20 protein-coding genes are annotated in these 23,222 nt (G+C 67.4%); 4 read left to right on the top strand and 16 right to left on the bottom strand.

The window, feature by feature from the left end; translation table 11 throughout:
- Nucleotides 1-30: 30 nt before the first annotated feature.
- Entirely contained in the window at nucleotides 31-249 is a 219-nt protein-coding gene (locus tag ASD55_RS17370; protein WP_056718015.1) for a hypothetical protein, read from the bottom strand.
- A gap of 326 nt (nucleotides 250-575) precedes the next feature.
- The gene (gene polA, locus ASD55_RS17375) at nucleotides 576-3,356 is read right to left on the bottom strand and encodes a DNA polymerase I (protein ID WP_056768227.1); all 2,781 of its coding nucleotides are present in this window, start codon (nucleotides 3,354-3,356) and stop codon (nucleotides 576-578) included.
- Nucleotides 3,357-3,515: 159 nt separating this feature from the next.
- Here polA and ASD55_RS17380 point away from each other — a divergent pair, with 159 nt between their 5' ends.
- On the top strand, nucleotides 3,516-4,046 hold the full coding sequence (locus ASD55_RS17380) for a DUF2782 domain-containing protein (RefSeq protein WP_056768374.1): 531 nt from the start codon (nucleotides 3,516-3,518) through the stop codon (nucleotides 4,044-4,046).
- 116 nt (nucleotides 4,047-4,162) lie between these two features.
- Here ASD55_RS17380 and ASD55_RS17385 read toward each other — a convergent pair whose 3' ends face one another.
- The 12 genes from ASD55_RS17385 to cutA all read right to left on the bottom strand — a co-directional run bounded on the left by ASD55_RS17385 (nucleotide 4,163) and on the right by cutA (nucleotide 15,206).
- On the bottom strand, nucleotides 4,163-4,873 hold the full coding sequence (locus ASD55_RS17385; protein WP_056718017.1) for a glutathione S-transferase: 711 nt from the start codon (nucleotides 4,871-4,873) through the stop codon (nucleotides 4,163-4,165).
- Nucleotides 4,874-4,953: 80 nt separating this feature from the next.
- Complete coding sequence (gene purH, locus ASD55_RS17390) at nucleotides 4,954-6,564, bottom strand: bifunctional phosphoribosylaminoimidazolecarboxamide formyltransferase/IMP cyclohydrolase (RefSeq protein ID WP_056768230.1); 1,611 nt, start codon at nucleotides 6,562-6,564, stop codon at nucleotides 4,954-4,956.
- A gap of 72 nt (nucleotides 6,565-6,636) precedes the next feature.
- Nucleotides 6,637-6,960 (bottom strand): helix-turn-helix domain-containing protein, encoded by a 324-nt coding sequence (locus tag ASD55_RS17395; protein WP_050981427.1) that lies wholly within the window; start codon nucleotides 6,958-6,960, stop codon nucleotides 6,637-6,639.
- A gap of 158 nt (nucleotides 6,961-7,118) precedes the next feature.
- Nucleotides 7,119-7,979: a zinc-ribbon and DUF3426 domain-containing protein gene (locus tag ASD55_RS17400; protein WP_056768233.1), complete on the bottom strand. Its 861-nt coding sequence runs from the start codon at nucleotides 7,977-7,979 to the stop codon at nucleotides 7,119-7,121.
- A gap of 70 nt (nucleotides 7,980-8,049) precedes the next feature.
- On the bottom strand, nucleotides 8,050-8,949 hold the full coding sequence (prmA, locus tag ASD55_RS17405; protein WP_056768236.1) for a 50S ribosomal protein L11 methyltransferase: 900 nt from the start codon (nucleotides 8,947-8,949) through the stop codon (nucleotides 8,050-8,052).
- Nucleotides 8,950-9,040: 91 nt separating this feature from the next.
- Nucleotides 9,041-10,414 (bottom strand): acetyl-CoA carboxylase biotin carboxylase subunit, encoded by a 1,374-nt coding sequence (gene accC / locus ASD55_RS17410; protein ID WP_056768238.1) that lies wholly within the window; start codon nucleotides 10,412-10,414, stop codon nucleotides 9,041-9,043.
- Nucleotides 10,415-10,460: 46 nt separating this feature from the next.
- Entirely contained in the window at nucleotides 10,461-10,844 is a 384-nt protein-coding gene (locus ASD55_RS17415) for a four helix bundle protein (RefSeq protein WP_056718022.1), read from the bottom strand.
- A gap of 16 nt (nucleotides 10,845-10,860) precedes the next feature.
- Nucleotides 10,861-11,322, bottom strand: coding sequence for an acetyl-CoA carboxylase biotin carboxyl carrier protein (accB, locus tag ASD55_RS17420; protein ID WP_056768240.1), 462 nt, complete (start codon nucleotides 11,320-11,322; stop codon nucleotides 10,861-10,863).
- 68 nt (nucleotides 11,323-11,390) lie between these two features.
- Complete coding sequence (aroQ, locus tag ASD55_RS17425; RefSeq protein ID WP_056718068.1) at nucleotides 11,391-11,843, bottom strand: type II 3-dehydroquinate dehydratase; 453 nt, start codon at nucleotides 11,841-11,843, stop codon at nucleotides 11,391-11,393.
- Nucleotides 11,844-12,002: 159 nt separating this feature from the next.
- Complete coding sequence (locus ASD55_RS17430) at nucleotides 12,003-12,542, bottom strand: TlpA disulfide reductase family protein (protein WP_056718024.1); 540 nt, start codon at nucleotides 12,540-12,542, stop codon at nucleotides 12,003-12,005.
- Nucleotides 12,542-14,800 carry a protein-disulfide reductase DsbD gene (locus ASD55_RS17435; protein ID WP_056718025.1) on the bottom strand — a complete coding sequence of 753 codons (2,259 nt, stop codon included), beginning with the start codon at nucleotides 14,798-14,800 and terminating at the stop codon, nucleotides 12,542-12,544. The genes ASD55_RS17430 and ASD55_RS17435 overlap by 1 nt, the downstream gene beginning before the upstream one ends.
- Before the next feature lie 49 nt (nucleotides 14,801-14,849).
- Nucleotides 14,850-15,206, bottom strand: a complete 357-nt coding sequence (gene cutA, locus ASD55_RS17440) for a divalent-cation tolerance protein CutA (RefSeq protein ID WP_056718026.1) — start codon at nucleotides 15,204-15,206, stop codon at nucleotides 14,850-14,852.
- A gap of 221 nt (nucleotides 15,207-15,427) precedes the next feature.
- Between cutA and ASD55_RS17445 the strand changes: the two genes are divergently transcribed.
- Together ASD55_RS17445 and groL are read left to right on the top strand one after the other, a co-directional pair.
- Nucleotides 15,428-15,721 (top strand): co-chaperone GroES, encoded by a 294-nt coding sequence (locus ASD55_RS17445; protein WP_007806603.1) that lies wholly within the window; start codon nucleotides 15,428-15,430, stop codon nucleotides 15,719-15,721.
- A gap of 120 nt (nucleotides 15,722-15,841) precedes the next feature.
- Nucleotides 15,842-17,491, top strand: coding sequence for a chaperonin GroEL (gene groL, locus ASD55_RS17450; protein ID WP_056768241.1), 1,650 nt, complete (start codon nucleotides 15,842-15,844; stop codon nucleotides 17,489-17,491).
- A gap of 104 nt (nucleotides 17,492-17,595) precedes the next feature.
- Here the strand turns inward: groL and ASD55_RS17455 are convergent, their stop codons facing one another.
- Both ASD55_RS17455 and ASD55_RS17460 read right to left on the bottom strand, forming a co-directional pair.
- A complete protein-coding gene (locus tag ASD55_RS17455) occupies nucleotides 17,596-18,141 on the bottom strand; it encodes a hypothetical protein (protein WP_056718028.1) in 546 nt (181 codons plus the stop codon).
- Between the two features lie 170 nt (nucleotides 18,142-18,311).
- The gene (locus ASD55_RS17460) at nucleotides 18,312-20,210 is read right to left on the bottom strand and encodes an LTA synthase family protein (RefSeq protein WP_056718029.1); all 1,899 of its coding nucleotides are present in this window, start codon (nucleotides 20,208-20,210) and stop codon (nucleotides 18,312-18,314) included.
- A gap of 158 nt (nucleotides 20,211-20,368) precedes the next feature.
- On the opposite strand from ASD55_RS17460, the gene glnE reads away from it, so the two are divergent.
- The gene (glnE, locus tag ASD55_RS17465) at nucleotides 20,369-23,212 is read left to right on the top strand and encodes a bifunctional [glutamate--ammonia ligase]-adenylyl-L-tyrosine phosphorylase/[glutamate--ammonia-ligase] adenylyltransferase (RefSeq protein ID WP_056768247.1); all 2,844 of its coding nucleotides are present in this window, start codon (nucleotides 20,369-20,371) and stop codon (nucleotides 23,210-23,212) included.
- The last annotated feature ends 10 nt before the right edge of the window (nucleotides 23,213-23,222 follow it).

The raw sequence follows: 23,222 nt of genomic DNA on the forward strand, positions 1-23,222 counted from the left end.
CGGCGGTTTTCGGAGAACGAAGCCTGCAGGTCAGCGCTTCTGCATGAAGCCGCCAAGCGCCAGCAACGCACCGACCACGATGCCGGCAATGCCGATCCATTGCGGCACGCCCTTGTCGTGGGTGGCGGTGAGCTTGGCCGAACCTATCTGCACCAGGGTGTCGGTGTCCTGGTAGAAGGCATGGCCGGCCACCACCCAGATGCCCGCGGCGACGAGGATGATGCCGACGATGATCAGACCTGTGCGCATGAAGTTCCCCCTTGATGAGTGTGCCCCGGAGTATGCCGTGCGCCGGTGTGCATGAAACGTACAGGTGAGGCGGCAGCCCCGTGGGCAGTCGGGGCACGGACAGCAGACAAAAAAAGCCCCGGAGGCTAGGGGGAGCCTCCGGGGCGGGGCAGACACGAAGACCCAGGGGAGAGGTTCGTGCCTGTGGCGGCTCAGGGAGGTGAGCGCGCCGCGGATGCCGTTGCGTGCATCCGTGGGATTAGAGTGGGGTGGATCGAAAAAGTTGCAAGGCCTCCAGGGAAATTTACGGGCGATTCAGTCTCATGAAAAATTAACGGGAACGCCGCTCAGTGCGCCTCGTCCCAGTTGGCGCCCACGCCCACGTCGACCAGCAGCGGCACCGCCAGCGCCGCGGCGCCGGACATCCGTTCGACCACGGCCGCCCGCACTTCCTCGATCGCCTCGTTGCGCACCTCGAACACCAGTTCGTCGTGCACCTGCATCAGCATGTGTGTGTCGTCGCGATCCTTCAGCCACGTGGCCACCGCGATCATCGCGCGCTTGATGATGTCGGCCGCGCTGCCCTGCATCGGTGCGTTCACCGCGGCGCGCTCGGCGCCCTGGCGCAGGCCCTGGTTGCGCGCGTTGAGGTTCTCCAGATAGAGCCGGCGGCCGAAGATGGTTTCCACGTAGCCGTCGCGGTGGGCCTGTTCGCGGGTGGCATCCATGAACGCGCGCACGCCGGGATAGCGCGAGAAATAGCGGCCCATGTAGTCGCCGGCCTCACCGCGGTCCACGCCGAGCTGGCGGGCCAGGCCGAACGCGCTCATGCCATACATCAGGCCGAAGTTGATCGCCTTGGCCGCGCGGCGCTGGTTGGTGGTGATCTCCTCCGGCGCCACGCCGAACACTTCGGCCGCGGTGGCGCGATGCACGTCGCCGCCGGAATGGAATGCGCGCAGCAGGCCTTCGTCGCCGGACAGGTGGGCCATGATGCGCAGCTCGATCTGCGAATAGTCCGCCGCCATCACCTTCCAGCCGGGTGGCGCGATGAAGGCCTGGCGGATGCGCCGCCCCTCTTCGGTGCGCACCGGGATGTTCTGCAGGTTCGGGTCGGAGGAAGAGATCCGCCCGGTCGCCACCGAACCCTGGTGGTAGCTGGTGTGCACGCGGCCGGTGCGCGGGTTGACGATGCCTGACAGTTTGTCGGTGTACGTGCTGCGCAGCTTGGCCAGGCCGCGATAGTCGAGGATCAGCCGCGGCAGCTCGTGGGCCTCGGCGATCGCCTCCAGCGCTTCTTCGTTGGTGGAAGGCTGGCCGGTGGGCGTCTTCAGTTTCGCTTCGAGGCCGAGCTCGTCAAACAGCACCGCCTGCAACTGCTTGGGCGAATCCAGGTTGAACTCGCGACCGGCCAGCGCGTACGACTGCTGCTGCAGTTCCAGCATGCGCTTGCCCAGCTGCTGGCTCTGCCGCCGCAGTTCGTCGCCATCGATCAGCACGCCGCGGCGTTCCATCTCGGCCAGCACCGGCACCAGCGGAATCTCGATGTCCCGGTACACGTCGCGCAAGGACGGCACGCTCTCCAGCTTCGGCCACAGCGCATGGTGCAGGCGCAGGGTGATGTCGGCGTCCTCGGCGGCATAGCGGCAGGCGGTGTCCAGGTCTACCTGGGAGAATGAAATCTGCTTCGCGCCCTTGCCGGCGACCTGCTCGTACTTGATCGTCTCGTAGCCCAGGTACTTCTTCGCCAGCGAATCCATGTCGTGGCGCGTGGCGGTGGCGTTCCACACGTAGGACTCGAGCATCGAGTCGTGCGCCAGCCCCTGCACCGCGATGCCGTAGTGCGACAGGATGTTGATGTCGTACTTAGCGTGCTGGCCGAGCTTGGGCCGCGACGGATCCTCGAAGACCGGCTTCAGCGCGGCCAGCACCTCTTCGCGATCGAGCTGCTTCGGCGCACCGGGATAGTCATGGCCCAGCGGGATGTAGCAGGCCTTGCCCGGCTCCACCGCCAGGCTGATGCCGACGATGTCCGCGCGCATCGCGTCGATGCTGGTGGTCTCGGTGTCGAAGGCGATCAGTTCGGCGCCGCGGAGTCTTTCCAGCCAGGCGTCGAACTGCGGCCGGGTGGTGACCAGCTCGTAGTCACCCGGCGCGGACAACGCGGCATCAGGCGCGGCAGGGCTGCTGGCAGCGGTGGCTTGATCGATGCCGGGCGCGGCATGGATACCCGATGCCCGAGGACCGTCAGGAACTCCCCCTGCGCGATCCCCGATGCCCGGCTCCTGGCCATCCAGCTCCTTCAGCGCGGCCTTGAACTCGTAGCGCGTGTACAGCTCGCGCAGCTGCGCCACGTCGGCATCGCGCTGGGCCAGTTCGGCGGGGCCGAATTCCAGCGGCACGTCGGTCTTGATGGTGACCAGCTGGCGCGACAGCGGCAGCCGCGGCAGCGCCTCGCGCAGGCTCTCGCCGATCTTGCCGCCGATCTTGTCCGCGTTGGCGATCACGCCGTCCAGCGAATCGTATTCGGCCAGCCACTTGGCGGCGGTCTTGGGGCCGCACTTGGGCACGCCAGGGACGTTGTCGATGGCGTCGCCGGTGAGCGCGAGGAAGTCGATGATCTGATCCGGCCGCACGCCGAATTTCTCCATCACGCCGTTGCTGTCCATCACCGTGTTGCTCATGGTGTTGACCAGGGTGACGTGGGGGCCGACCAGCTGGGCCATGTCCTTGTCGCCGGTGGACACCTCCACCTCGATGCCCAGTTCGTGCGCCTGCATCGCCAGCGTGCCGATCACGTCGTCGGCCTCGACCCCGCCCACGCGCAGGATCGGAAAGCCCAGCGCGCCGACGATCGCCAGCATCGGCTCGACCTGGGCGCGCAGGTCGTCCGGCATCGGCGGACGATTCGCCTTGTACTGGTCGTACAGCGCGTCGCGGAAGGTCGGCCCGGGCGCGTCGCTGACGAAGGCCAGGTACTCCGGTTTCGCCTTCAGCGTGGCACGCAGCATGTTGACCACGCCGAACAGTGCTCCGGTGGGCTCGCCATGCGCATTGGTCAGCGGCGGCAGCGCATGAAAGGCGCGGTACAGATAGGAAGAGCCGTCGATGAGGATGAGCTTGGACATGGCAATGATGACCTGGGCGGAGCCGTCGCGCCGGATGTTGCAGGCCGGCGGGTCCGGGGAAGAGTGTCGGTCATTCTCGCATGCAGGACGAAACGCCGCGCTTCACGAAAGCGGGCGTGCCGCGCTGTTATGCTGCCCTCCCCGAACGAGGTTGCCGCCATGAAGACCGTTGCCTTGCTGGTTGCCGCCAGCTTCCTGTTCGCAGCGAGCCTGCCGGGCTCGAGTGCACTGGCGCAATCCGCTCCATCGACGAGCGTGCCACCGCCGCCGGGCCTCAACGACCCGGGAGTGAAGGCCGTGAGTCCGCCGGCGGCGAAGAAGGCCGCGACGAAGACCGGGCATGCCACCAGCGCGCCCGCGAAGTCCCTGAACCTGAAGCCGCAGACCCTGCCGGCGATGCACGACGATGGCGCGCGGCATCCGCGCGACGAAGTGACGCCGGAAGTGCGGGTGCGCCAGGAGGGCGACAACAGCATCCAGGAATACAGCCGCAACGGCCGTGTCTACATGGTCGTGATCACGCCGAAAAGCGGCATCGCCCAGACCTACATGGTCGACCCGCAGGGTCGGCTGGTCGACGAGCATGGCCAGAAGCCGGTGGGCCCGGTCATGTACAAGGTGCTGGAGTGGGGCAAGGCGCGGCCGCCGGCAGAGTCGGACGACACCACGCCGAACGACACCGGTCACTGACGGGCGCGCTTCACCGGCATCCGGCCATGCCGGTGCCGGCAGTGGGGATGCCCTGGGCAACTGCGTGAAAGCTGGTTGCCGTCCGCGCCGGGCTCGGCGCTGTTCGCCTGGGCCGCCTAGCCCGGATCGTCCAGTTCCGGATAGTGGCGGAAGATGCCGCTCTCGTTGAACGGCAGGCGTCGTGGCGAGGCGAGATAGGCGGCGACGCGTGGTCGTTGCGCCACCCGCTCCTTCAGTGCCCGCAACAGCGGCAGTTGCCGGCCGATGCGCTGCATCGCCCGCGGAAACGCATACTCCAGCCCGCTCATCAGCTGGAACAGCGACAGGTCGACGTACGAGTGCGCGTGCAGGGCGTGATGCCCGCCGCTGCGTTCCAGCACCTGTTCGAAGTAGTCGAGATACTTCGGCAGCCGCGTCTCGCGCAGGTCCGCCGCGCGGCGGGCGGCTTCGCTGCGCTGCTCTTCGTAGTACAGGCCGACGGCGACCGGGTGATGCGAGTCGTGCACTTCGGCGACCAGGTCGGCGATGGTCAGCTGCAACTGCTGCGCAAGCAGCCGGCGGCTCTCGCTGTCCGGCACCAGGTCGAGCGGCGGCCCGAGGTAGTGCAGGATGTTCGCCGTCTGCGCGATCAGCAGCCGGCCGGCCTTGAGGAAGGGCGGCGCAAACGGCAGCGGACCCTCGTGGACGCCGTCGAGGTACTGCACCATGACGTCGTCGCCCTGCTCGCGGGCGATGTCGTCATAAGCGGCGCCGGCATCCTCCAGCGCCAGCCGCACGAATTCGCCGCGACCCTGGATGCCGCTCCAGTAGAACAGCTGGTAATGCATGGCAGCCTCCCGCCTGAGGGTGGATGCCGAGCGTGCGCCTGTCCGCGCCCGGACTCAATGCCGACCTGCTTCCGTCACGTTCAGTGGCGGAAGTGGCGCATCCCGGTGAACACCATCGCCATGTCGTGCTCGTCGGCGGCGGCGATCACCTCGGCGTCGCGCATCGAGCCGCCCGGCTGGATCACCGCGCTGATGCCCGCGGCGGCCGCCGCGTCGATGCCGTCGCGGAACGGGAAGAACGCATCCGATGCCATCACCGAACCACGCACTTCGAGCTTCTCGTCGGCCGCCTTGATGCCGGCGATCTTCGCGCTGTACACGCGGCTCATCTGGCCGGCGCCGATGCCGATGGTCTGGCGGTCGCGGGCGTAGACGATGGCGTTGGACTTGACGAACTTGGCCACCTTCCAGGCGAAGATCAGGTCGTGGATCTGCGCTTCGGTGGGCGCCTTGCGGGTCACCACCTTGAGGTCGGCGGCGGTGATCATGCCGGTGTCGGCGCTCTGGACCAGCAGACCCGAACCCACGCGCTTGGAATGGCCGCCCGGATGCGCGCCGAGCAGGTCGCCGTCCTCCGGAATCGGAATGACCAGCACGCGCACGTTGCCTTTCTTGTGGAACGCCTTGAGCGCTTCGTCCGCATACGCCGGCGCCAGCACCACCTCGACGAACTGGCGCTCGACGATCGCCTTCGCGGTGGCGCCATCCACTTCGCGGTTGAACGCGATGATGCCGCCGAAGGCGGACGTGGGATCGGTCTGGAAGGCCAGGTCGTAGGCCTTGCCGATGCCGTCCAGGCTCACCGCCACGCCGCAGGGGTTGGCGTGCTTGACGATCACGCAGGCCGGCTTGACGAAGCTGCGCACGCATTCCCACGCGGCATCGGCATCGGCGATGTTGTTGAACGAAAGCTCCTTGCCCTGCAGCTGCCGGAAGGTGGCCAGCGTGCCGGCGGCGGGATACAGGTCGCTGTAGAACGCTGCCTGCTGGTGCGGGTTTTCGCCGTAGCGCAGGTCCATCAGCTTGGTGAAGCGGCCGTTGATCTGCGCGGGGAAGGTGGCGTGGCCGGCGATCGTCTGCTGCGTCTCGTCCAGTTGCAGGCCCGACAGGTAATCGCTGATCGCGCCGTCATAGTTCGACACGTTGTTGAATGCCGTTACCGCCAGACTGAAGCGGGTGGCGCGGGTCAGGCCGCCATGCTGTTCGATCTCGGCCAGCGCCGCGTCGTACTGCCCGGGCGAGGTCAGCACGCCCACGTCGTTCCAGTTCTTCGCCGCCGAACGCAGCATCGCCGGGCCACCGATGTCGATGTTCTCGATCGCCTGCTCCAGGGTGCAGTCCGGCCTGGCCACCGTCGCCTCGAACGGGTAGAGGTTCAGCACCAGCAGGTCGATCGGCGCGATGCCGAGTTCGGCCATCACCGCGTCGTCGGTGCCGCGGCGACCGAGCAGGCCGCCGTGCACGTTCGGATGCAGGGTCTTGACCCGGCCGTCCATGATTTCGGGGAAGCCGGTGACGTCGCTGACGTCGGTGACCGCGATGCCCGCATCGCGCAGCGCCTTCGCGCTGCCGCCGGTGGAGAGCAGTTCGATGCCTTTCGCGGCGAGGCGTCGACCCAGGTCGATCAGGCCGGTCTTGTCGGAGACGCTGAGCAGGGCGCGACGAACCGGGACGAGCTGGGGAGCGGGCATGAGCGGGTTTCCGTAGGGGGAAAGCCGGTCATTATAGCCGGCCAAACGCAGGCCGGCTTTTGCGGGCGGGAATTACAGCAGGCCGTGCGCGGCCAGCTTCTTGCGCAGCGTGGCGCGGTTGATGCCGAGCGCGCTGGCGGCGCGGCTCTGGTTGCCGTCGTGGAAGGCCAGCACCTCGCGCAACAGCGGCACCTCCACCTCGCGCAGGACCAGCGCGTGCAGGCCTTCGGCACACTCGGTGTCACCGATATCGGCGAGATAGCGGCGCACCGTGCGGGTGACACATTCGCTCAGGGCACTCTGGCCATGGTGGCTGGCGCCAGGCGAACCTGCGTTCTGCGACGAGGCCGCTCTGGCGGGCTCGGCAGCAGGCAGTCTTACGGCATTCACGGACATTTTCCCTCACGTACGAAACGACGACTGCATGGGCCGTCGCGAATGGTTATGGATGATGCTGGTGCTTCGTGGCGCCTGTTGCATGCGGTCGAGGCATGCAGACGCGAAGAACCGAGTCTACCCGCGCGGGCGGATAATTTTAAGTACCACGGATGCCTTCATTCGAAACCGAGCTCGAACGCCACCGCGTTGTCGCCCGGGTCCTCCACCTCCAGCAGCAACACCGCCGTGCCCCCGGGTGACAGCCCGCTGCGCAGGATCGAGGTGTCGTCCAGGTACTCCTCCGGCTGCAGCCGGCGCATCGCGATGCGCTGGCCCTGCGCGTTCGACAGGGTGACCGTCAGCACCGGGTACGGCTGGGCGAAGGCGGCATCGTTGCGCACGCTGGCGCTGATCATCAGCGCGTGGGCGACACTCGGGTGCGCCTGCACGTTGCTGGCCAGCAGCCGCAGCCGTCCCGGTGCGGCGACCAGCGGCAGCTCGCAGCCCAAGGTCGCGCAGGTGCTGCGCAGCCAGCCGCCGGTGAGCGGATCGCGGATCAGGTCGTTGCGCTTGGCCCAGGCCAGCTGGACGCCGAGCACCAGTGTCAGCAGGCTGCAGGCCAGTACCCATGGCCAGCGCCGTTCGTCCGATGACGACAGGTGCCGCCGCTCCCTTCGTCCCGTTCGCTTCGGCGCCTGGGCCTTCGACTCGCGTGCAAAGCGCGGCGCAAACACCAGCTGCGAGAAGTCTTCCACTGGCGCCTGCGAGGCGACCGCGACCGGCGTTTCGCCGAGCACGACGACGGGCGTCGGCTCGGGGCGCGGGCGATAGACCACCAGGTCGAGCAGCGGTGGTTCGAACGCGGGTTCATTGAGCGGCAACTCGACGAAGGGTTCAGGCGGCAGCTGTTCGGCGAGCGTGGCCAGGCTGTCGAAACCGGCATGGCAATGGCCGCACACGACGTGGCCGTGCGCCTTGGCGAGTGTCGGCGCATCCAGCGAGAACACGGACAGGCATTCGGGGCATTGGGTATACATGCAGGCCGTTTTGAATCGGTATCGGCCAAGCTTAGCAGGCTGATCGCGCCGTCAAGCCTGCATCGCCGGTTCAGCCGCGGCGGCGTCCGCTGATGCGCACCCAGTCCTCGCGTGTGTCCACGCGCAGGTCCTCGAACCATTCGGCGTAGCGCTGCAGCAGTTCGTCCTGCTGGCCGGCGAGGATGCCGGAGATCGCGAACGGCGCGCCGGGTTTGGCGGCGGCGGCGAAGGTGGGCGCGAGCTCGCCCAGCGGACCGGCGAGGATGTTGGCGATGAACACGTCCGCTGGCGGGGCGTCCACGTCCTGCGGCAGGAACAGCGCGAGTTGGTTGTCCACGCCATTGCGCCCGGCGTTGTCGGCCGAGGCGACCAGCGCCTGCGGATCGTTGTCGACGCCGACCGCACTGGCCGCGCCGAGTTTCAGCGCGGCGATGGCCAGGATGCCCGAGCCGCAGCCGTAGTCGGTAATCGTCTTGCCGACGAGGTCGAGGCCATCCAGCCATTCCAGGCACAGGGCCGTGGTGGGATGGGTGCCGCTGCCGAAGGCGAGGCCGGGATCGAGCCGGACCACGACGAGGTCGTCGTCAACCGGCGGTTCGATGTTCCACGGATAGATCCACAGGCGCCGGCCGAACGGCATCGGCTTGAACTGGTCCATCCAGACGCGTTCCCAGTTCTGGTCGGCGACCTCGCTGAAACTCAGCTGGTCCGGTTCCAGCCATGGCAACAGCTCGCCCAGCGCCGCGGCCAGGCCGCGGCGGTCGGCGTCTTCATCGAACAGCGCATTCAGCGTGATCGTCGACCACAGCGGCAACTCGCCCACGCCGGGTTCGAAGATCGCCTGTTCGTCCGGCGTTTCGGCATCGGCGTCACGCAAGGTGATCGACAGCGCGCCGAGATCCTCCAGCGCTTCTTCCGCGCCGGGTTGCTGTTCGAGGCGGACGACCAGGGAGAGTTCGAGAAAAGGCATGGGCGAGAAGTGAGTGGAGAGGAGTGAGAAAAGAGAGAAGGCGGGGCGGGCGTCAGGGTGGGGGCGGTTGAGAGCCGCCTTTACTCACACCTCACTTCTCCGCACTCACTTCTCGTTTCTCCTTCTGCTCGGCCATGCGCTTTTCCAGGTAATGGATGTTCTGCCCGCCATGCTGGAAGCCGACGTCGGCCATGATCTTCTGCTGCAGCGGGATGTTGCACTTCACCCCTTCGATCACGGTTTCCGCCAACGCCAGCTGCATCCGGGCGATCGCGGTGGCGCGGTCGGGGCCGTGCACGATCAGCTTGCCGATCATCGAATCGTAGTTCGGCGGAATGCGGTAGCCGTCGTACAGGTGCGTGTCGACGCGCACGCCCGGGCCGCCCGGCGCCTCGAAGCGCTTCACCGTGCCCGGGCTCGGCATGAAGGTGTCCGGGTCCTCGGCGTTGATGCGGCACTCGATCGAATGGCCGCGGATCACGATGTCTTCCTGCCTGATCGACAGCTTCTCGCCGCCGGCGATCAGCAACTGCTCGCGGACCAGGTCGACGCCGGTGATCCACTCGGTCACCGGGTGCTCGACCTGGATGCGGGTGTTCATCTCGATGAAGTAGAAGCGGCCATTCTCGAACAGGAATTCGAACGTGCCGGCGCCGCGGTAGCCGATGCGGATGCAGGCATCCACGCAGACCTTGCCGATCTCGGCGCGCAGCTCGGGCGTGATGCCGGGAGCGGGAGCTTCCTCGACCACCTTCTGGTGGCGGCGCTGCATCGAGCAGTCGCGCTCGCCCAGGTGGATCGCGTTGCCCTGGCCGTCGGCCAGCACCTGGACTTCCACGTGGCGCGGGTTCTCCAGGAATTTCTCCATGTAGACCACGTCGTTGCCGAAAGCCGCCTTGGCCTCCTGCTTGGTCATCACGATGGAGTTGCCCAGGTGCGCCTCGGTGCGCACCACGCGCATGCCGCGGCCACCGCCGCCACCGGCGGCCTTGATGATCACCGGGTAGCCGATCTCGCGGGCGATCTTGATGTTGGTGTCGACATCCTCGCCCAGCGGGCCGCCGGAGCCTGGCACGCACGGTACGCCGGCCGCCTTCATTGCCTTGATCGCCTCGACCTTGTCGCCCATCAGGCGGATCACGTCGGCGGTGGGACCGATGAAGATGAAACCGGACTGCTCGACCTGCTCGGCGAAATCCGCGCGCTCGGACAGGAAGCCGTAACCCGGGTGGATCGCCTGGGCGTCGGTGATCTCCGCCGCCGCGATGATCCGCGGGATGTTGAGGTAGCTGTCGACCGACGGCCCCGGGCCGATGCAGATCGACTCGTCGGCCAGGCCGACGTGCTTGAGGTTGCGATCCACCGTGGAATGCACCGCCACGGTCTTGATGCCCAGACTGTGGCAGGCGCGCAACACGCGCAACGCGATTTCGCCACGATTGGCGATGACGACTTTTTCTAGCATGGGAATCGGGAATCGGGAATGGGGAATGGGAAGATCAACATCATGTTCATCGCGCCCCCTTGGGCTTTTCGAGTGCGTTGAGCAATGCCGTAATTCTTGCGAAAACGCGATTGGTGAGGTCGTTCACGGGTTGGCACTCCTGTGCAAAGCCCAACCGGATCGCGATCTGATACTGGGTATCCAATTCCGACAACGAGCCCCGGGCAATCGAGAGAAAGCGCTGGTACTCCTGTCTGGATCGACGAGCCGCGCCTTCGGCGATGTTCGAGGGAATGCTGATTGCGGCGCGGCGAATTTGTGATGTGAGGCCGAAACGCTCGGTGTCTGGGAATCCTGCGGAAAGTTCGTAGATCGCTTCGACGAGGTGCATGGCGTCTTGCCACACCTGCAGACCCTCATGCGGCCGCTTGAACGATTCCCCATTCTCCATTCCCGATTCCCGGCCCTCAGGCAATCACGAACATCGGTTCGTCGAATTCCACCGGCTGGCCGTTCTCGACCAGGATCGCCTGGACGGTGCCCGCGACTTCGGCTTCGATCTGGTTGAACATCTTCATCGCCTCGATGATGCCCAGCGTCTCGCCGGCCTTGACCTGCTGGCCGACCTTGACGAAGGCGGGCGTGCCCGGGGTAGCCGAGGCGTAGAAGGTGCCGACCATCGGCGCCTTGATCACGGTGCCGGCGGGCAGTGCAGAGGACGGTGCCGGCTCTGCCGCGGTGGCCGCCACCGGGGCGGGAGCGGCGACGGCGACCGGAGCGACGGCAACCGCCGGGGCGGCCGCGACCGGCGCGGCGTTCTTCGGCACGCGCGACAGGCGGACGACTTCCTCGCCCTCCTTGATCTCCAGTTCGGCGAGGTTGGATTCCTCGAGCAAGTCGATCAGTTTCTTGATTTTGCGCAAATCCATCGGATCAGCCTTTGGTCAGTCATGCCACGCGCGGGTGGCTGGAAGATGAGTGGGTGGGTCGCCGGCGCTCAGGCCGTGGCGGCGGTTTGCAGCCGTTGCAGCGTCGCGTCGAGCGCCAGCCGGTAGCTGTTGCCGCCGAAGCCGCAGATCACGCCGACCGCGATGTCGGAAAGATGGGAGTGGTGGCGGAACGGCTCGCGGGCAAAGACGTTGGACAGGTGTACCTCGATGAACGGAATGGCCGTGGCGGCGAACGCATCGCGCAGCGCGATGCTGGTGTGCGTGAACGCACCGGCATTGCACAGGATCATCGCCGTGCCATCGTCACGGGCCTGGTGCACCCGCCCGATCAGTTCATGCTCGGCGTTGGACTGGAACCAGACCAGTTCGTGCCCCGCGGCTTGCGCGCGCTCGGCCAGTTGCTGGTTGATGTCGGTCAACGTCTCGTGACCGTAGATCTCCGGTTCGCGGGCGCCCAGCAAATTGAGGTTGGGTCCATGCAGGACCAGGATTTTCGCCAACGTCATTGTCCAAGGCCGCGTCCGGACGCCCCGGAACGGGCGCAGTGTGCGCGCCCCCAGCAGTCTTGTCCAGTTCGCCGCAGATCGGCGATGTTTGACGGAGAAGCGCCGGGTTCCCGTGCGTAACCGTATGTCGGCCGCCTTCGGACGACGCGTGGATCAGGGAGCCAGCCACTGCTCCATCTGATCGGCGGTCATGGCTCCCGCATGTGTGGCCAAAATGCGCCCATCGTCGGCGACAAGCACGCTGTAAGGGAGGTTCCGCAGGGTATTTCCCAGTTTCAGCGACGTGCCCGGCGATTCCGGTTGGCCGATCAAGATCGGGTAATTCACCGGATGTGCGGCCAAAAAGGCCCGAACGTGAGCTGGCTCGTCCAGCGCAATTCCGATCACGATCGCCCCATGATCGCCGAATTTCTGCTGGGCTTTGACCAGCGCGGGCATTTCCTGCAGACAGGGCAGGCACCAGCTGGCCCACAGATTGATCAGTACGCGGCGTCCGCGATACTCGCCCAGATCATGCAGCCTGCCATCCAGGTCGGGCAGGCTCAGCGCCGGCAACGGCTGGCCGATGATGGTCGAAGCCGCGGTGGTCACCGCTGCGGCCGGGGCCGTCTGCAGGTGGTGCTGCGCGTAGCCGCCGACCGCGGCGGCCAGCGCGGCCAGGCCGAGAATGGTCCAGTTGCCGCGACTGAGCATCAGCGCGCCGCTTCCGTCAGCGCCTGCTCGACCATCGAGCGGGTCAGCACGGTGGACAGCTGTTTGCCGGGGCCGCCGTTCTTCGGGAAGACCACGTACAACGGCACGCCGGGCGAGTTGTATTGCTGCAGGAAGGCGCTGATGGTCGGGTTGACGTCGGTCCAGTCACCTTTCATGTAGACCGCGCCGGTGCGCTTGAGCAGGGCGCGGAAGGCGTCGGTGTCCAGCACGGTGTGCTCGTTCGCCTTGCAGGTGACGCACCAGTCGGCGGTCATGTCGACGAACACCGGCGTGCCGGCGGTGCGCAGGCTGGCCAGTTTTTCCGGACTGTAGGCGACCACGCCTTCCTCGATCGCCGCGCTGGCCGACGGCGGCGGCACGTGGGCGAGCAGGGCCATCGGCACCACGGTGGCGATGGCCAGCACCACCACCGCGAGCTTGCTGATCGCGCCGCGCGAGCGGCTGCGCTCGAACCACCACAGGGTCATCGCCAGCAGCACCATCGCCACCAGCACCAGGCCGACAGCGTCGGCGCCGCGCTGATTGGCCAGCACCCAGACCAGCCACGCGGCGGTGAGGTACATCGGGAAGGCCAGCACCTGCTTCAGCGTTTCCATCCAGCGTCCCGGCCGTGGCAGCAGACGGCCCAGCGCCGGGACGAAGCCCACCGCCAGGAACGGCAGCGCCAGGCCGACGCCCAGCATCAGGAACACCAGCAGGGCCGAAACCATCGGTGCGGCGAAGGCATAGGCCAGCGCGCTGCCCATGAACGGCGCGGTGCACGGGCTGGCCACCACCACGGCCAGCACGCCGGTGAAAAAGTCGCCGGCCGGACCGGAGCGCGCGGCAAGGCTGGCGCCGGTATTGCCCAGCGAGGCGCCGAACTGCACCACGCCGGACATCGACAAGCCGACCGCCAGCATCAGGCAGGCGAGCACGCCGACCACCAGGGGTTGTTGCAGTTGCGAGCCCCAGCCCAGCGCATGCCCCGCCGCGCGCAGGGCCAGGATGCCCAGGCCGAGTGCCGCGAAACTGCACAGCACGCCAGCGGTATAGAACAGTGCGTGACGGCGCGCCGCGGCGTGGCTTTCCGCGCTTTCCAGCACGCTGACGGCCTTGATCGACAACACCGGCAGCACGCACGGCATCAGGTTCAGCACCAGGCCGCCGCCCAGCGCCAGCAACAGGGCAGCGATCAGGCTCACTTGCAGCGGGGCCGGGCCGGCCGGAACCGAGTCGGCCGGAACCGAGTCAGCCGGAACCGAGTCAGCCGGAACCGAATCAGCATTGCCCGGTGGCAGTTCCGGCGGGGTTTCGGTGGTCTGGCCGGTGACGGTGGCGCCACTGCCAAGATCGAGGTTCACGCGGCGGGTCATCAGCGGATAGCACAGGCCGCCGTCCTGGCAACCCTGGAAACTGGCCAGCAGGGTCAGCGCTCTGGCGTCGCCGAGGTCGCCCTCGACCGCCACCGGCAGCTCGACCTGGTCGAAATACACGGTGACGTCGCCGTAGTGCTCGTCGTGGTGCGCGGTACCGGCCGGCCACGCGGGTTTCAGGGCGAGGCCGCCGGCGTTTTCGAGTTTCAGCGTGGTCTGGTCGCGATACAGGTAGTAACCCCTGGGCATCGTCCAGCGCAGCAGCAACTGGTGCGGGTTCTGCGCCAGCGCCTCGAAACGGAAGGCCTGTTCGGCGGGCAGCGGCGCGCCGACCGTGCCCGCCACGGCCTCGATCCTGTTGCTGCCGAGCTGGCCGAGCGCGGCGCCCAGCGAGCCGGCGACGGGGGCCGCCGCGGCGGCGCCATCGGCGGGCAGCGGCAAGTCGAGCTTCTCGGTATGCGGCGGGTAGCAGATCTTCGGATCGACTTCGTGGCAGCCCTGGTATTGCACGCTGATCCGCAGGCGATCGGTGCCGGCGGCCACGGTGTACGGAATGCTGGCGTCGACGCCGTGGTGATAGGTCTCCACGTCACCGAGGTATTCGTCGTGATGTTTCTCGCCGTCGGGCAACTGCGCTGTGCCCAGGCTGACGCCATCGCCACCCTTGAACTTCATGCGGCCGCGGTAGAGGTAATAGTCCGGCGCGATCGTCCAGTGCAGCTTCAGCACGCCGGGCGTGCCGGCATCGGCGCTGAGCTTGTAGGCCTCGGTCACCGGCAGCAGTTCGGCCGTGTCCTGGGCGAACGCGGGCAACATGGCAAACAGCAGACTCAGCCCGATCAGCAGGCGAACGGCCATCCGGCCGGCAAGCATTGATCGCATCACGACTCCGGGAACAGTGCGGCCCGCGCGCCGCGCGGGTGGATGACCATTATGGCCCAGTCGCCGCGAATCCCCCTGCGACGTTGGCACGCACCCAGTCCAGATAGGCGTCGTGACCGTGGGTCACGGGCACCGCGACCAGTTCCGGCAGTTCGTAAGGGTGCAGTTGCAGCAGCCGCGCCTTCAGCGCCTCGAAACGACCGGCGGTGGTCTTGATCAGCAGCAGCACCTCGCTGTCGGTGGTGACGGCACCCTGCCAGCGATAGGTCGATTGCACGCCCGGCAGCTGGTTGACGCAGGCGGCCAGCCGTTCGCCAACCAGCGTTTCGGCCAGTTGGCGGGCGCAGGCCTGGTCGGGGCAGCTGCAATGGCAGAGCAGGACGGTGGCGGGATCGGTCATGGTCATGCCGGCAGCGTAGCCGAGCTTGCGCGAGGTGATTCACCGCCGCGCCCTTGAAACGCTGCCGGGTTCGCCCAATGTGCTGTCCATCCCCGCGTACGAACACTCTTGCTGCGGGATGCTATCTGCGTAGAATTGGCACTCATTACCATCGAGTGCTAACAGAGCTGCCGTCCGGGCTCTGCAAGACCTTGTCCATCAACTGTTTGAACCAGCTGGAGTCCTCCATGAGCACACTGCGTCCCCTGCATGACCGCGTCATCGTCAAGCGTCTCGAAGAAGAGCGCGTCTCCGCCGGCGGCATCGTGATCCCCGACAGCGCCACCGAAAAGCCGACTCGCGGCAAGGTCGTCGCCGCAGGTACCGGCCTGATCATGGCCGACGGCAAGGTCCGTCCGATGTCGCTGAAGGCTGGCGACGTGGTGCTGTTCGGCAAGTACGCCGGCCAGGAAATCAAGATCGACGGCGAAGAGCTCGTGTTCCTGAAGGAAGACGACATCGTGGCGGTGATCGAGGGCTGATTGAGCTGGAGCCTGGTGGTGTAGCGCGAAAGCCGCGCTCCCGGTCGCCTTTGGCTCCTTCTTGCAGCTCTTTCGTGACGTTTCCCCTTACTTATTCAAAATTTTTCAAGGAAAAATTTTATGGCCGCTAAAGAAGTCCGTTTCGGCGAAGACGCCCGCTCGCGCATCCTCAAGGGCGTGAACACGCTCGCCAATGCCGTCAAGGTCACCCTGGGCCCGAAGGGCCGCAATGTCGTGCTCGAGAAGAGCTTCGGTGCCCCCACGATCACCAAGGACGGCGTGTCCGTCGCCAAGGAGATCGAGCTGGCCGACAAGTACGAGAACCTCGGCGCACAGATCGTCAAGGAAGCCGCTTCCAAGACCTCCGACGTCGCCGGTGACGGCACCACCACCGCCACCGTGCTGGCGCAGGCGTTCATCCAGGAAGGCCTTAAGGCCGTCGCCGCGGGCATCAACCCGATGGACCTGAAGCGCGGCATCGACAAGGCCGTCGTGGCCGCCGTGGGCGAGCTGAAGAAGCTCTCCAACCCGACCGCGAATGACAAGGAAATCGCCCAGGTCGGCACGATCTCCGCCAACTCCGACACCAACATCGGCGACATCATCGCCACCGCGATGAAGAAGGTCGGCAAAGAAGGCGTGATCACGGTCGAGGAAGGCTCGGGCCTGGACAATGAACTCGACGTGGTCGAAGGCATGCAGTTCGACCGCGGCTACCTGTCGCCGTACTTCATCAACAACCAGCAGAGCCAGCAGGTCGAAATGGATGACCCGTTCATCCTGATCCACGACAAGAAGGTGTCCAACGTGCGCGAGCTGCTGCCCGTGCTGGAAGCCGTCGCCAAGGCCGGCAAGCCGCTGCTGATCGTGGCCGAGGAAGTCGAGGGCGAGGCGCTGGCCACCCTGGTGGTCAACACCATCCGCGGCATCGTCAAGGTCGCCGCCGTGAAGGCGCCGGGCTTCGGTGACCGTCGCAAGGCGATCCTGGAAGACATCGCGGTGCTGACCAACGGCCAGGTAGTGTCCGAGGAAGTGGGCCTGTCGCTGGAGAAGACCACGATCAACGATCTGGGTCGCGCCAAGCGCATCGTCATCACCAAGGAAAACACCACGATCATCGACGGCGCGGGCGAGGCCGAGAAGATCCAGTCGCGCATCGGCCAGATCAAGGCGCAGATCGAGGAGACCTCCTCCGACTACGACCGCGAGAAGCTGCAGGAACGCGTGGCCAAGCTGGCCGGCGGCGTGGCCGTGATCAAGGTCGGTGCGGCTACCGAAGTCGAGATGAAGGAAAAGAAGGCACGCGTCGAAGACGCCCTGCACGCCACCCGTGCAGCGGTCGAGGAAGGCGTGGTCCCCGGTGGTGGCGTGGCGCTGATCCGCGCGCTGAAGGCCGTCGAAGGCCTGAAGGGCGACAACACCGACCAGGACCTGGGCATTGCGATCACCCGCCGCGCGCTGGAAGCGCCGCTGCGCGCGATCGTCGCCAACGCCGGCGAAGAACCGTCGGTGGTGTTGAACAAGGTCAAGGAAGGCACCGGCAACTTCGGCTACAACGCCGCCAGCGGCGAGTACGGCGACATGGTTGCCATGGGCATCCTGGACCCGACCAAGGTCACCCGTTCGGCCCTGCAGCACGCCGCGTCGGTGGCCGGCCTGGCGATCACCACCGAGGCGATCGTTGCCGAGCTGCCGAAGAAGGACGAAGGCCACAGCCACGGCGGTGGCATGGGCGGCGGCATGGGTGGCATGGGCGGCATGGACTTCTGAGTTCCCCGCTCAAGGCACGACAAAAGAAAACCCCGCCTCGGCGGGGTTTTCTTTTTTGTGGCGCCGGAATCCCGGCGATATCTGCCGGGTTGGTGGCAGTGAACTCAGTGCCCGTGGGCGTGGACACTGCCGCTGGCGGCGGCGTTGCCGCTGGCGTTGACGCCCTGTACCGCGTCGCCGACCGAGCCGGCCGCGCGGTCGGTGGACTGGATCGCCGAATGCGCGGTATCGCGCACGTCGCCGCCCACGCCCCGGCCCATCTCACCAGCCCTGCCTGCGGTGGCGGCTGTATCGAGACCGGCACCGGTAGCGACGTTGGCGTTGGCGCCCGCATGCGAGTCGCCGGCGCCCGCTCCGATCGTGCCATTCGCATTCGCGTTGGCATTGGCGTTGGCGTGGTCATTGACGGTCGAGCGGGTCCGGTCAGCGGCCTTGCGGGTCCGGTGCTTCGCGTGGGAACCGGTGCGGTGCAGGGTCTGCTCCGTCTGCGCGGTGGTCTGGCCAACGGCGTGCATGGCGCTTGGTGCGGCTGCGCCGACGTGGGCGCCGGCGCCAATGTGAGCGGCACCGCCGAGGCTGGCCTGGGCGAAGGCGGAAGCAGTGAATACGCTGGCACCGATGATGAGGGCGGAAAGCATGGTCTTGCGCATGAGGGTGACCTCCAGGTGGGGAATGCCGCCGCAAGCGCATGGCACGCGCCGACGGCCACACCGACGCTAGGCGGCCTCGCCCGACTGCCGCGTGAATACCGGGTCGCGCTCTTCAGTCGTCGGACAGCTCGCTGAACGGCGAGTCCGGGGCAAAGGCGCCACTGTTCGCGTCACTGCGCGGAGGATGCCGGCCGTGGTGCCGGTGGTGCGGCGTTGTGGACGATCTGGCCAGGCGCGGGCGCCGGTGCGGGCTGCGGCAGCAGGCTGTCCAGCTTGTTGCTCATGCGCAGCTGTTCGACGCTGGCCATGGCCTTGTCGAGTTGTTGCAGGTCGTCGCCCTCGGGCAATGGCGGTGCGCCGGGCGCCTCGGTGAGCGAGGCCAGCTGTGGGCCGACCAGTTCGGTCAGCGCGAAGTACGGATCGTCGTGGATGCCGATGTGCGCCAGCAGTTTGCCGGGCAGCAGCCAGGAGGCGGTGTCGGCCGTGCTGCGCTTGCCCGGGTGCTTCGGATCGACCAGCAGCCACACGCCGGCCTGGCTCAGCATGTCGCCGCCGTCGACGAAGCCGGTGATCTGGTAGCTGTTGCTCAACGCTGGCAGGTGATCGCCGTAGAACAACACCACGCTGGGACGCTCGCGTGCCGCCAGCAGCTTCACCAGGCGTCCCAGCTCGGCATCGGCATGCTTGAGGTGATACAGGTAGTTCTGCAGCTCCAGCTTGTCGCGGCCGGTGATGCCGGCGGGCACCGGGATCGCGTCGCGCTCGGCGACATGGGTGGGCTCGACGTCGTACGGGCCGTGCGCCTCGATGCTGATGGCGAAGATGAACTGCGGTGGGCCCTGATCCTTCAGCTGGGTCATGATCTCGTCGGTCATCGCGCTGTCGGCCATGTACTTGCCGTCGTTGGGCGCGCCGGGTGGGAACGACGACTGCGACACGAAGTGATCGAAGCCGATCGCCTTGAACGCGGTAGTGCGGTTCCAGAACGCCGGGTCGTTGCCGTGCAGTGCCAGCGTCGAATAGCCGTGCCGGCTCAGCGTGCGGACCAGTCCCGGCAGTGCCTGGTGACTCATCTGCAGATAGGGGAACTGCAGGTTGTCGAAATAGCGCAGCGACAGGCCGGTGAGGAATTCGAACTCGGTGCGGATGGTGCCGCCACCAAAAGTGGGCACGTGCAGTTTGCCACTGATGCCGTGCGCAGCCAGCCGGCGCAGATTGGGCGCGAAGTTGCTGTGCTCGTAGCCGCGCATGATGGTCGGGTCGAAGAACGACTCGCTTTGCACCACCACCACGTCCGGCAGGTCGGCCGCCGCCGGTGTCGCCGCCTGCATGGACTGCAGCAGTGCCGGCGCGGACTGGTTGATCAGACGGCTGGCCGTGATCGGATCCGGCTTGTGCGCACCCTTGCCGTATTGCAGGTGGAACAGCATCAGCGAGCTGATCAGGCCGGAATGGGTGGTGGTGGAAATGGCCGACCACGGCTCCAGCCACAAGGTCTTCGCGTTGTAGATCTTCGTCCACGCCTGCAGGCCGACCAGCATCGTGAGCAGTGCCAGTGCCGCCACGCCGCCACCGAGCGCGCGCGGCAACCGCGGGCGGCGTTCGAACAGCGGCGGTTCCAGTCGCCACGCCACCACGATCGCGATCACCGCGGCGAGCAGGCCGAGGTACGGCCACGCGCTGTGCGGCAGATAGCCCGACAGCAGGTGCATGCCACCCTTGTGCAACTGCCCCACGATGCGGAAGTCGTCCGGCAACAGCGGCGTGCCGAGGTTGGCCACCTTGAGCACGTTCACCGCGTACAGCAGGCCCTGCAACAGGAACGCCAGCGCGAACGAAAGCCATGCGCGCCGGCTGATCGCCAGCAGCAGCGCTGCCAGCAGCAGGCCCGGCAAGGCGTTGGCCAGCGGGTAACGTGCCTGGTCGAAGATGCGCAGAGGGGTCACGCCGACGCCACCGTCCACCCACCCGGTCAGCAGCACGAAGGCCACGGCCAGCAGCAACAGCAGCGCGACCCGGGAAGCGATCGCTCGCCAACGGGAAACGGGCGGGGAAGCAAGTGGCGGCATGGCAGTCCTGCGTTTGCTGTCATGGTCTGGACGCGCCAATGTAATGGCGGCCAGATGAACAAGGAGTAGGCGTGGCCGGCGAGTGTCCGGCTTGTCGAGGGCTTGTTCAAGCGGTGCTCAGCTGCCGGCAGCCGCCCGCCATGCGGCACAATGCCCGGATGACCCATCCGGCAAGCCCCGCACTGCGCGCACTGATCGATGACCGTTATGGCGAACTCGCCAGTCGCTGCCGCGCGGCCGGCGTGCCGCTGCACGACGACGCCGGCGTGGCCGAGCGCATCCGGCGTACCCTGCTGGCCAGCGATTTCGCCTTCGACACCTGGTGTCGCCAGCCGCAATTGCTGGCACCGGCCGGGCTGGAGCGCCTGCGCTCGGGCAGTGATGCCAGTGCGCGCGTCGAGGCGCTGAAGCTGCCGGAGGACGAGGCCGGGTGCATGGTCGCGCTGCGCCGCTTCCGCCACGCCGAGGCATTGCGGCTGGTGTTCCGCGATGCCAACGGGCTGGACGAGCTGCCGGAAACCCTGTCGGCGACCAGCGTGTTGTACGAGGTGCTGCTGGAACTGGCACTGGGCTGGTCCGAGCGGATGCTGGCCGCGCGCTACGGCCACAGCCGCAACCCCGAGGGCGCGTTGCAACGCCTGCTGGTGATCGGCTTCGGCAAGCTGGGCGGGTCGGAGCTGAATTTCTCCTCGGACATCGACCTGGTGTTCGCCTACCCGCACGGCGGCCACACCGACGGCGCGCGGCCGCTCGACAACAGCGAGTACTTCGTGCGGCTGGGCCGCCAGCTGGTGCGCCTGCTCAACGAGCCGACCATGGACGGCATCTGCGCCCGGGTCGACATGCGCCTGCGCCCGTTCGGCAACGCCGGCCGGCTGGCCTTGTCGTTCGCCGCGATGGAGCAGTACTACCAGAGCGAAGGCCGCGACTGGGAACGCTACGCGTGGATCAAGGCGCGCCCGGTCGCCGGCGATCGTGCCGCCGGCAAGCAGTTGCAGGAATTGCTGCGACCGTTCGTCTACCGCAAATACCTCGACTACACCGCGTTCGCCGGCCTGCGCGAGATGAAGTCGCTGATCGATGCGGAAGTGGCGCGCAAGGATCTGGCCGACAATCTGAAACTGGGCCCCGGTGGCATCCGCGAGATCGAGTTCATCGTGCAGCTGACCCAGCTGATCCGTGGCGGCCGCGAGCCGAGCCTGCGCGTGCGTGGCCTGCTGCCGGCGCTGACCGCGTGCGAGGCGCGCGGCCACATTCCCGCCGCGCGGGCGCGTGCGCTGCGCCAGGCCTACGTGCTGCTGCGGCGCGTGGAGAACCGGGTGCAGATGCTGCGCGATGCGCAGACCCATGACATCCCGCCCGATGCGCTCAGTCGCGAGCGCCTGGCGCTGAGCCTGGACCATCCGGACTGGGACAGCCTGCAGGCGGCGCTGGCGGCGCAGCGGGCCATCGTCAGCGAGGAGTTCGCCGCGGTCCTGATGCCGCAGGGCGGCCGCGCCGCCAGCGTGCCGGTCGCCGACCTGCAACTGTGGCAACACGCCTGCGACGAGTCGCTGGACGCCGGCGTGCTGGAAAGTTCCGGCTTCGTGCCCGGCAGCGAACTGGCCGACGCCTTGCTGAAGCTGCCGCAGGCGGCTTCGGTGCGCGCGATGTCGCCTCGTTCGCGCGAACGGCTCGATCACCTGATGCCGCAGCTGTTCGAGGCCGCCCGCGCCAGCAAGGCGCCGGTGGCCAGTCTGCTGCGGCTGGTCCGCCTGATGCAGGCGGTGGCGCGGCGTTCGTCCTACCTGGCCCTGCTGGAGGAGCAGCCGGCCGCGCGACGCCGGCTGGTGCGGTTGTTCGCCGACAGTGCCTTCCTGGCCGAACGGGTGATCGCGCAACCGCTGCTGCTGGACGACGTGCTCGATCCGCGCATCGACCAACTGCCGTTCAAGCGCGCCGACATCGCCGCCGAGATCGTCCGCGTGCTGGGCACGCTGGAGGAACGCGAGGCCGAGGCGGAACTGGAGCGGGTCAACGAGTTCAAGGCGTCGACCGCCTTCCGGCTGGGTCTGGCGTTCAACGACGGCCGCGCCGACGCGGTAGCCACCGCGCGCCGGCTCGCCGCGCTGGCCGAGTCGGTGGTCGGCGCGGTGCTGGCCCTGGCCGAGCGCGAGCTGGTGGCGCAGCACGGCCGGCTGCCCGGCGAAGGTTCGGGCTTCTCGGTGCTGGGCTACGGCAGCCTCGGCGGCGAGGAGCTGGGTTTCGCCTCGGATCTGGACCTGGTGTTCGTCTACGACGGCCGCCGCGCCCAGGCGATGAGCGATGGCGCGCGGCCGATCGAAGGTTCGCGCTGGTACCAGCGGCTGGCCCAGCGGGCGATGAACTGGCTCACCGTGCTGACCCGCGGCGGGCGCCTGTACGAAGTCGACACGCGGCTGCGGCCGGATGGCTCCAAGGGGCTGCTGGTCAGCAGCCTGGATGCGTTCGTGGCCTATCAGCAGAGTCGTGCGTGGACCTGGGAACACCAGGCGCTGCTGCGCGCGCGGCCGATGGCCGGCGACGCGGCGCTCAACGCGCAGCTGGCCGAGGTACGACGCAGCATCCTGGCGGTGCCGCGCGAACGCGCCACCGTGCTGGCCGAGGTCGGCAGCATGCGCCAGCGCTGGCGTGCCGAACGCGACCGCTCCGACGAGCGCCAGTTCGACCTGAAGCAGGGCCACGGCGGCCTGCTCGATATCGAGTTCGCCTTGCAGGGGCTGGTGCTGGCGCATGCGGCGCAGCAGCCGTCACTGCTGGGGGTCACCGCCAATGCGGGCCTGATCGAGGCCTGCCGCGGCGCCGGCCTGCTCGACAACAACCAGGCCGCGATCCTCGCCGTGGCCCACGCCGACCTGCTGCAGCGCGCCCTGGCCTGCACCCTTGACCTGCGCTCGCGCATCGCGCCGCGCGACGCGGAACTGGCGCAGCTGTGCGGCAGTGTCCGCGAGGTCACCGACGCACTGGGGTTCGCGTTCGACTGAACGGGCGCGG

It is taken from the genome of Rhodanobacter sp. Root561 (assembly GCF_001427365.1).
Taxonomy (GTDB): Bacteria; Pseudomonadota; Gammaproteobacteria; order Xanthomonadales; family Rhodanobacteraceae; genus Rhodanobacter.

Excerpts from the sequence above, each read along its gene's own strand:
- ASD55_RS17415 (WP_056718022.1), bottom strand. The coding sequence starts at position 10,844 with ATGGAGAATGGGGAATCGTTCAAGCGGCCGCATGAGGGTCTGCAGGTG.
- ASD55_RS17395 (WP_050981427.1), bottom strand. The coding sequence starts at position 6,960 with ATGTCCGTGAATGCCGTAAGACTGCCTGCTGCCGAGCCCGCCAGAGCG.
- ASD55_RS17380 (WP_056768374.1), top strand. The coding sequence starts at position 3,516 with ATGAAGACCGTTGCCTTGCTGGTTGCCGCCAGCTTCCTGTTCGCAGCG.
- ASD55_RS17430 (WP_056718024.1), bottom strand. The coding sequence starts at position 12,542 with ATGCTCAGTCGCGGCAACTGGACCATTCTCGGCCTGGCCGCGCTGGCC.
- prmA (WP_056768236.1), bottom strand. The coding sequence starts at position 8,949 with ATGCCTTTTCTCGAACTCTCCCTGGTCGTCCGCCTCGAACAGCAACCC.
- purH (WP_056768230.1), bottom strand. The coding sequence starts at position 6,564 with ATGCCCGCTCCCCAGCTCGTCCCGGTTCGTCGCGCCCTGCTCAGCGTC.
- ASD55_RS17455 (WP_056718028.1), bottom strand. The coding sequence starts at position 18,141 with ATGCGCAAGACCATGCTTTCCGCCCTCATCATCGGTGCCAGCGTATTC.
- ASD55_RS17435 (WP_056718025.1), bottom strand. The coding sequence starts at position 14,800 with ATGCGATCAATGCTTGCCGGCCGGATGGCCGTTCGCCTGCTGATCGGG.
- ASD55_RS17445 (WP_007806603.1), top strand. The coding sequence starts at position 15,428 with ATGAGCACACTGCGTCCCCTGCATGACCGCGTCATCGTCAAGCGTCTC.
- ASD55_RS17385 (WP_056718017.1), bottom strand. The coding sequence starts at position 4,873 with ATGCATTACCAGCTGTTCTACTGGAGCGGCATCCAGGGTCGCGGCGAA.
- cutA (WP_056718026.1), bottom strand. The coding sequence starts at position 15,206 with ATGACCATGACCGATCCCGCCACCGTCCTGCTCTGCCATTGCAGCTGC.
- accC (WP_056768238.1), bottom strand. The coding sequence starts at position 10,414 with ATGCTAGAAAAAGTCGTCATCGCCAATCGTGGCGAAATCGCGTTGCGC.
- groL (WP_056768241.1), top strand. The coding sequence starts at position 15,842 with ATGGCCGCTAAAGAAGTCCGTTTCGGCGAAGACGCCCGCTCGCGCATC.
- polA (WP_056768227.1), bottom strand. The coding sequence starts at position 3,356 with ATGTCCAAGCTCATCCTCATCGACGGCTCTTCCTATCTGTACCGCGCC.
- accB (WP_056768240.1), bottom strand. The coding sequence starts at position 11,322 with ATGGATTTGCGCAAAATCAAGAAACTGATCGACTTGCTCGAGGAATCC.
- ASD55_RS17460 (WP_056718029.1), bottom strand. The coding sequence starts at position 20,210 with ATGCCGCCACTTGCTTCCCCGCCCGTTTCCCGTTGGCGAGCGATCGCT.
- ASD55_RS17400 (WP_056768233.1), bottom strand. The coding sequence starts at position 7,979 with ATGTATACCCAATGCCCCGAATGCCTGTCCGTGTTCTCGCTGGATGCG.
- ASD55_RS17370 (WP_056718015.1), bottom strand. The coding sequence starts at position 249 with ATGCGCACAGGTCTGATCATCGTCGGCATCATCCTCGTCGCCGCGGGC.
- glnE (WP_056768247.1), top strand. The coding sequence starts at position 20,369 with ATGACCCATCCGGCAAGCCCCGCACTGCGCGCACTGATCGATGACCGT.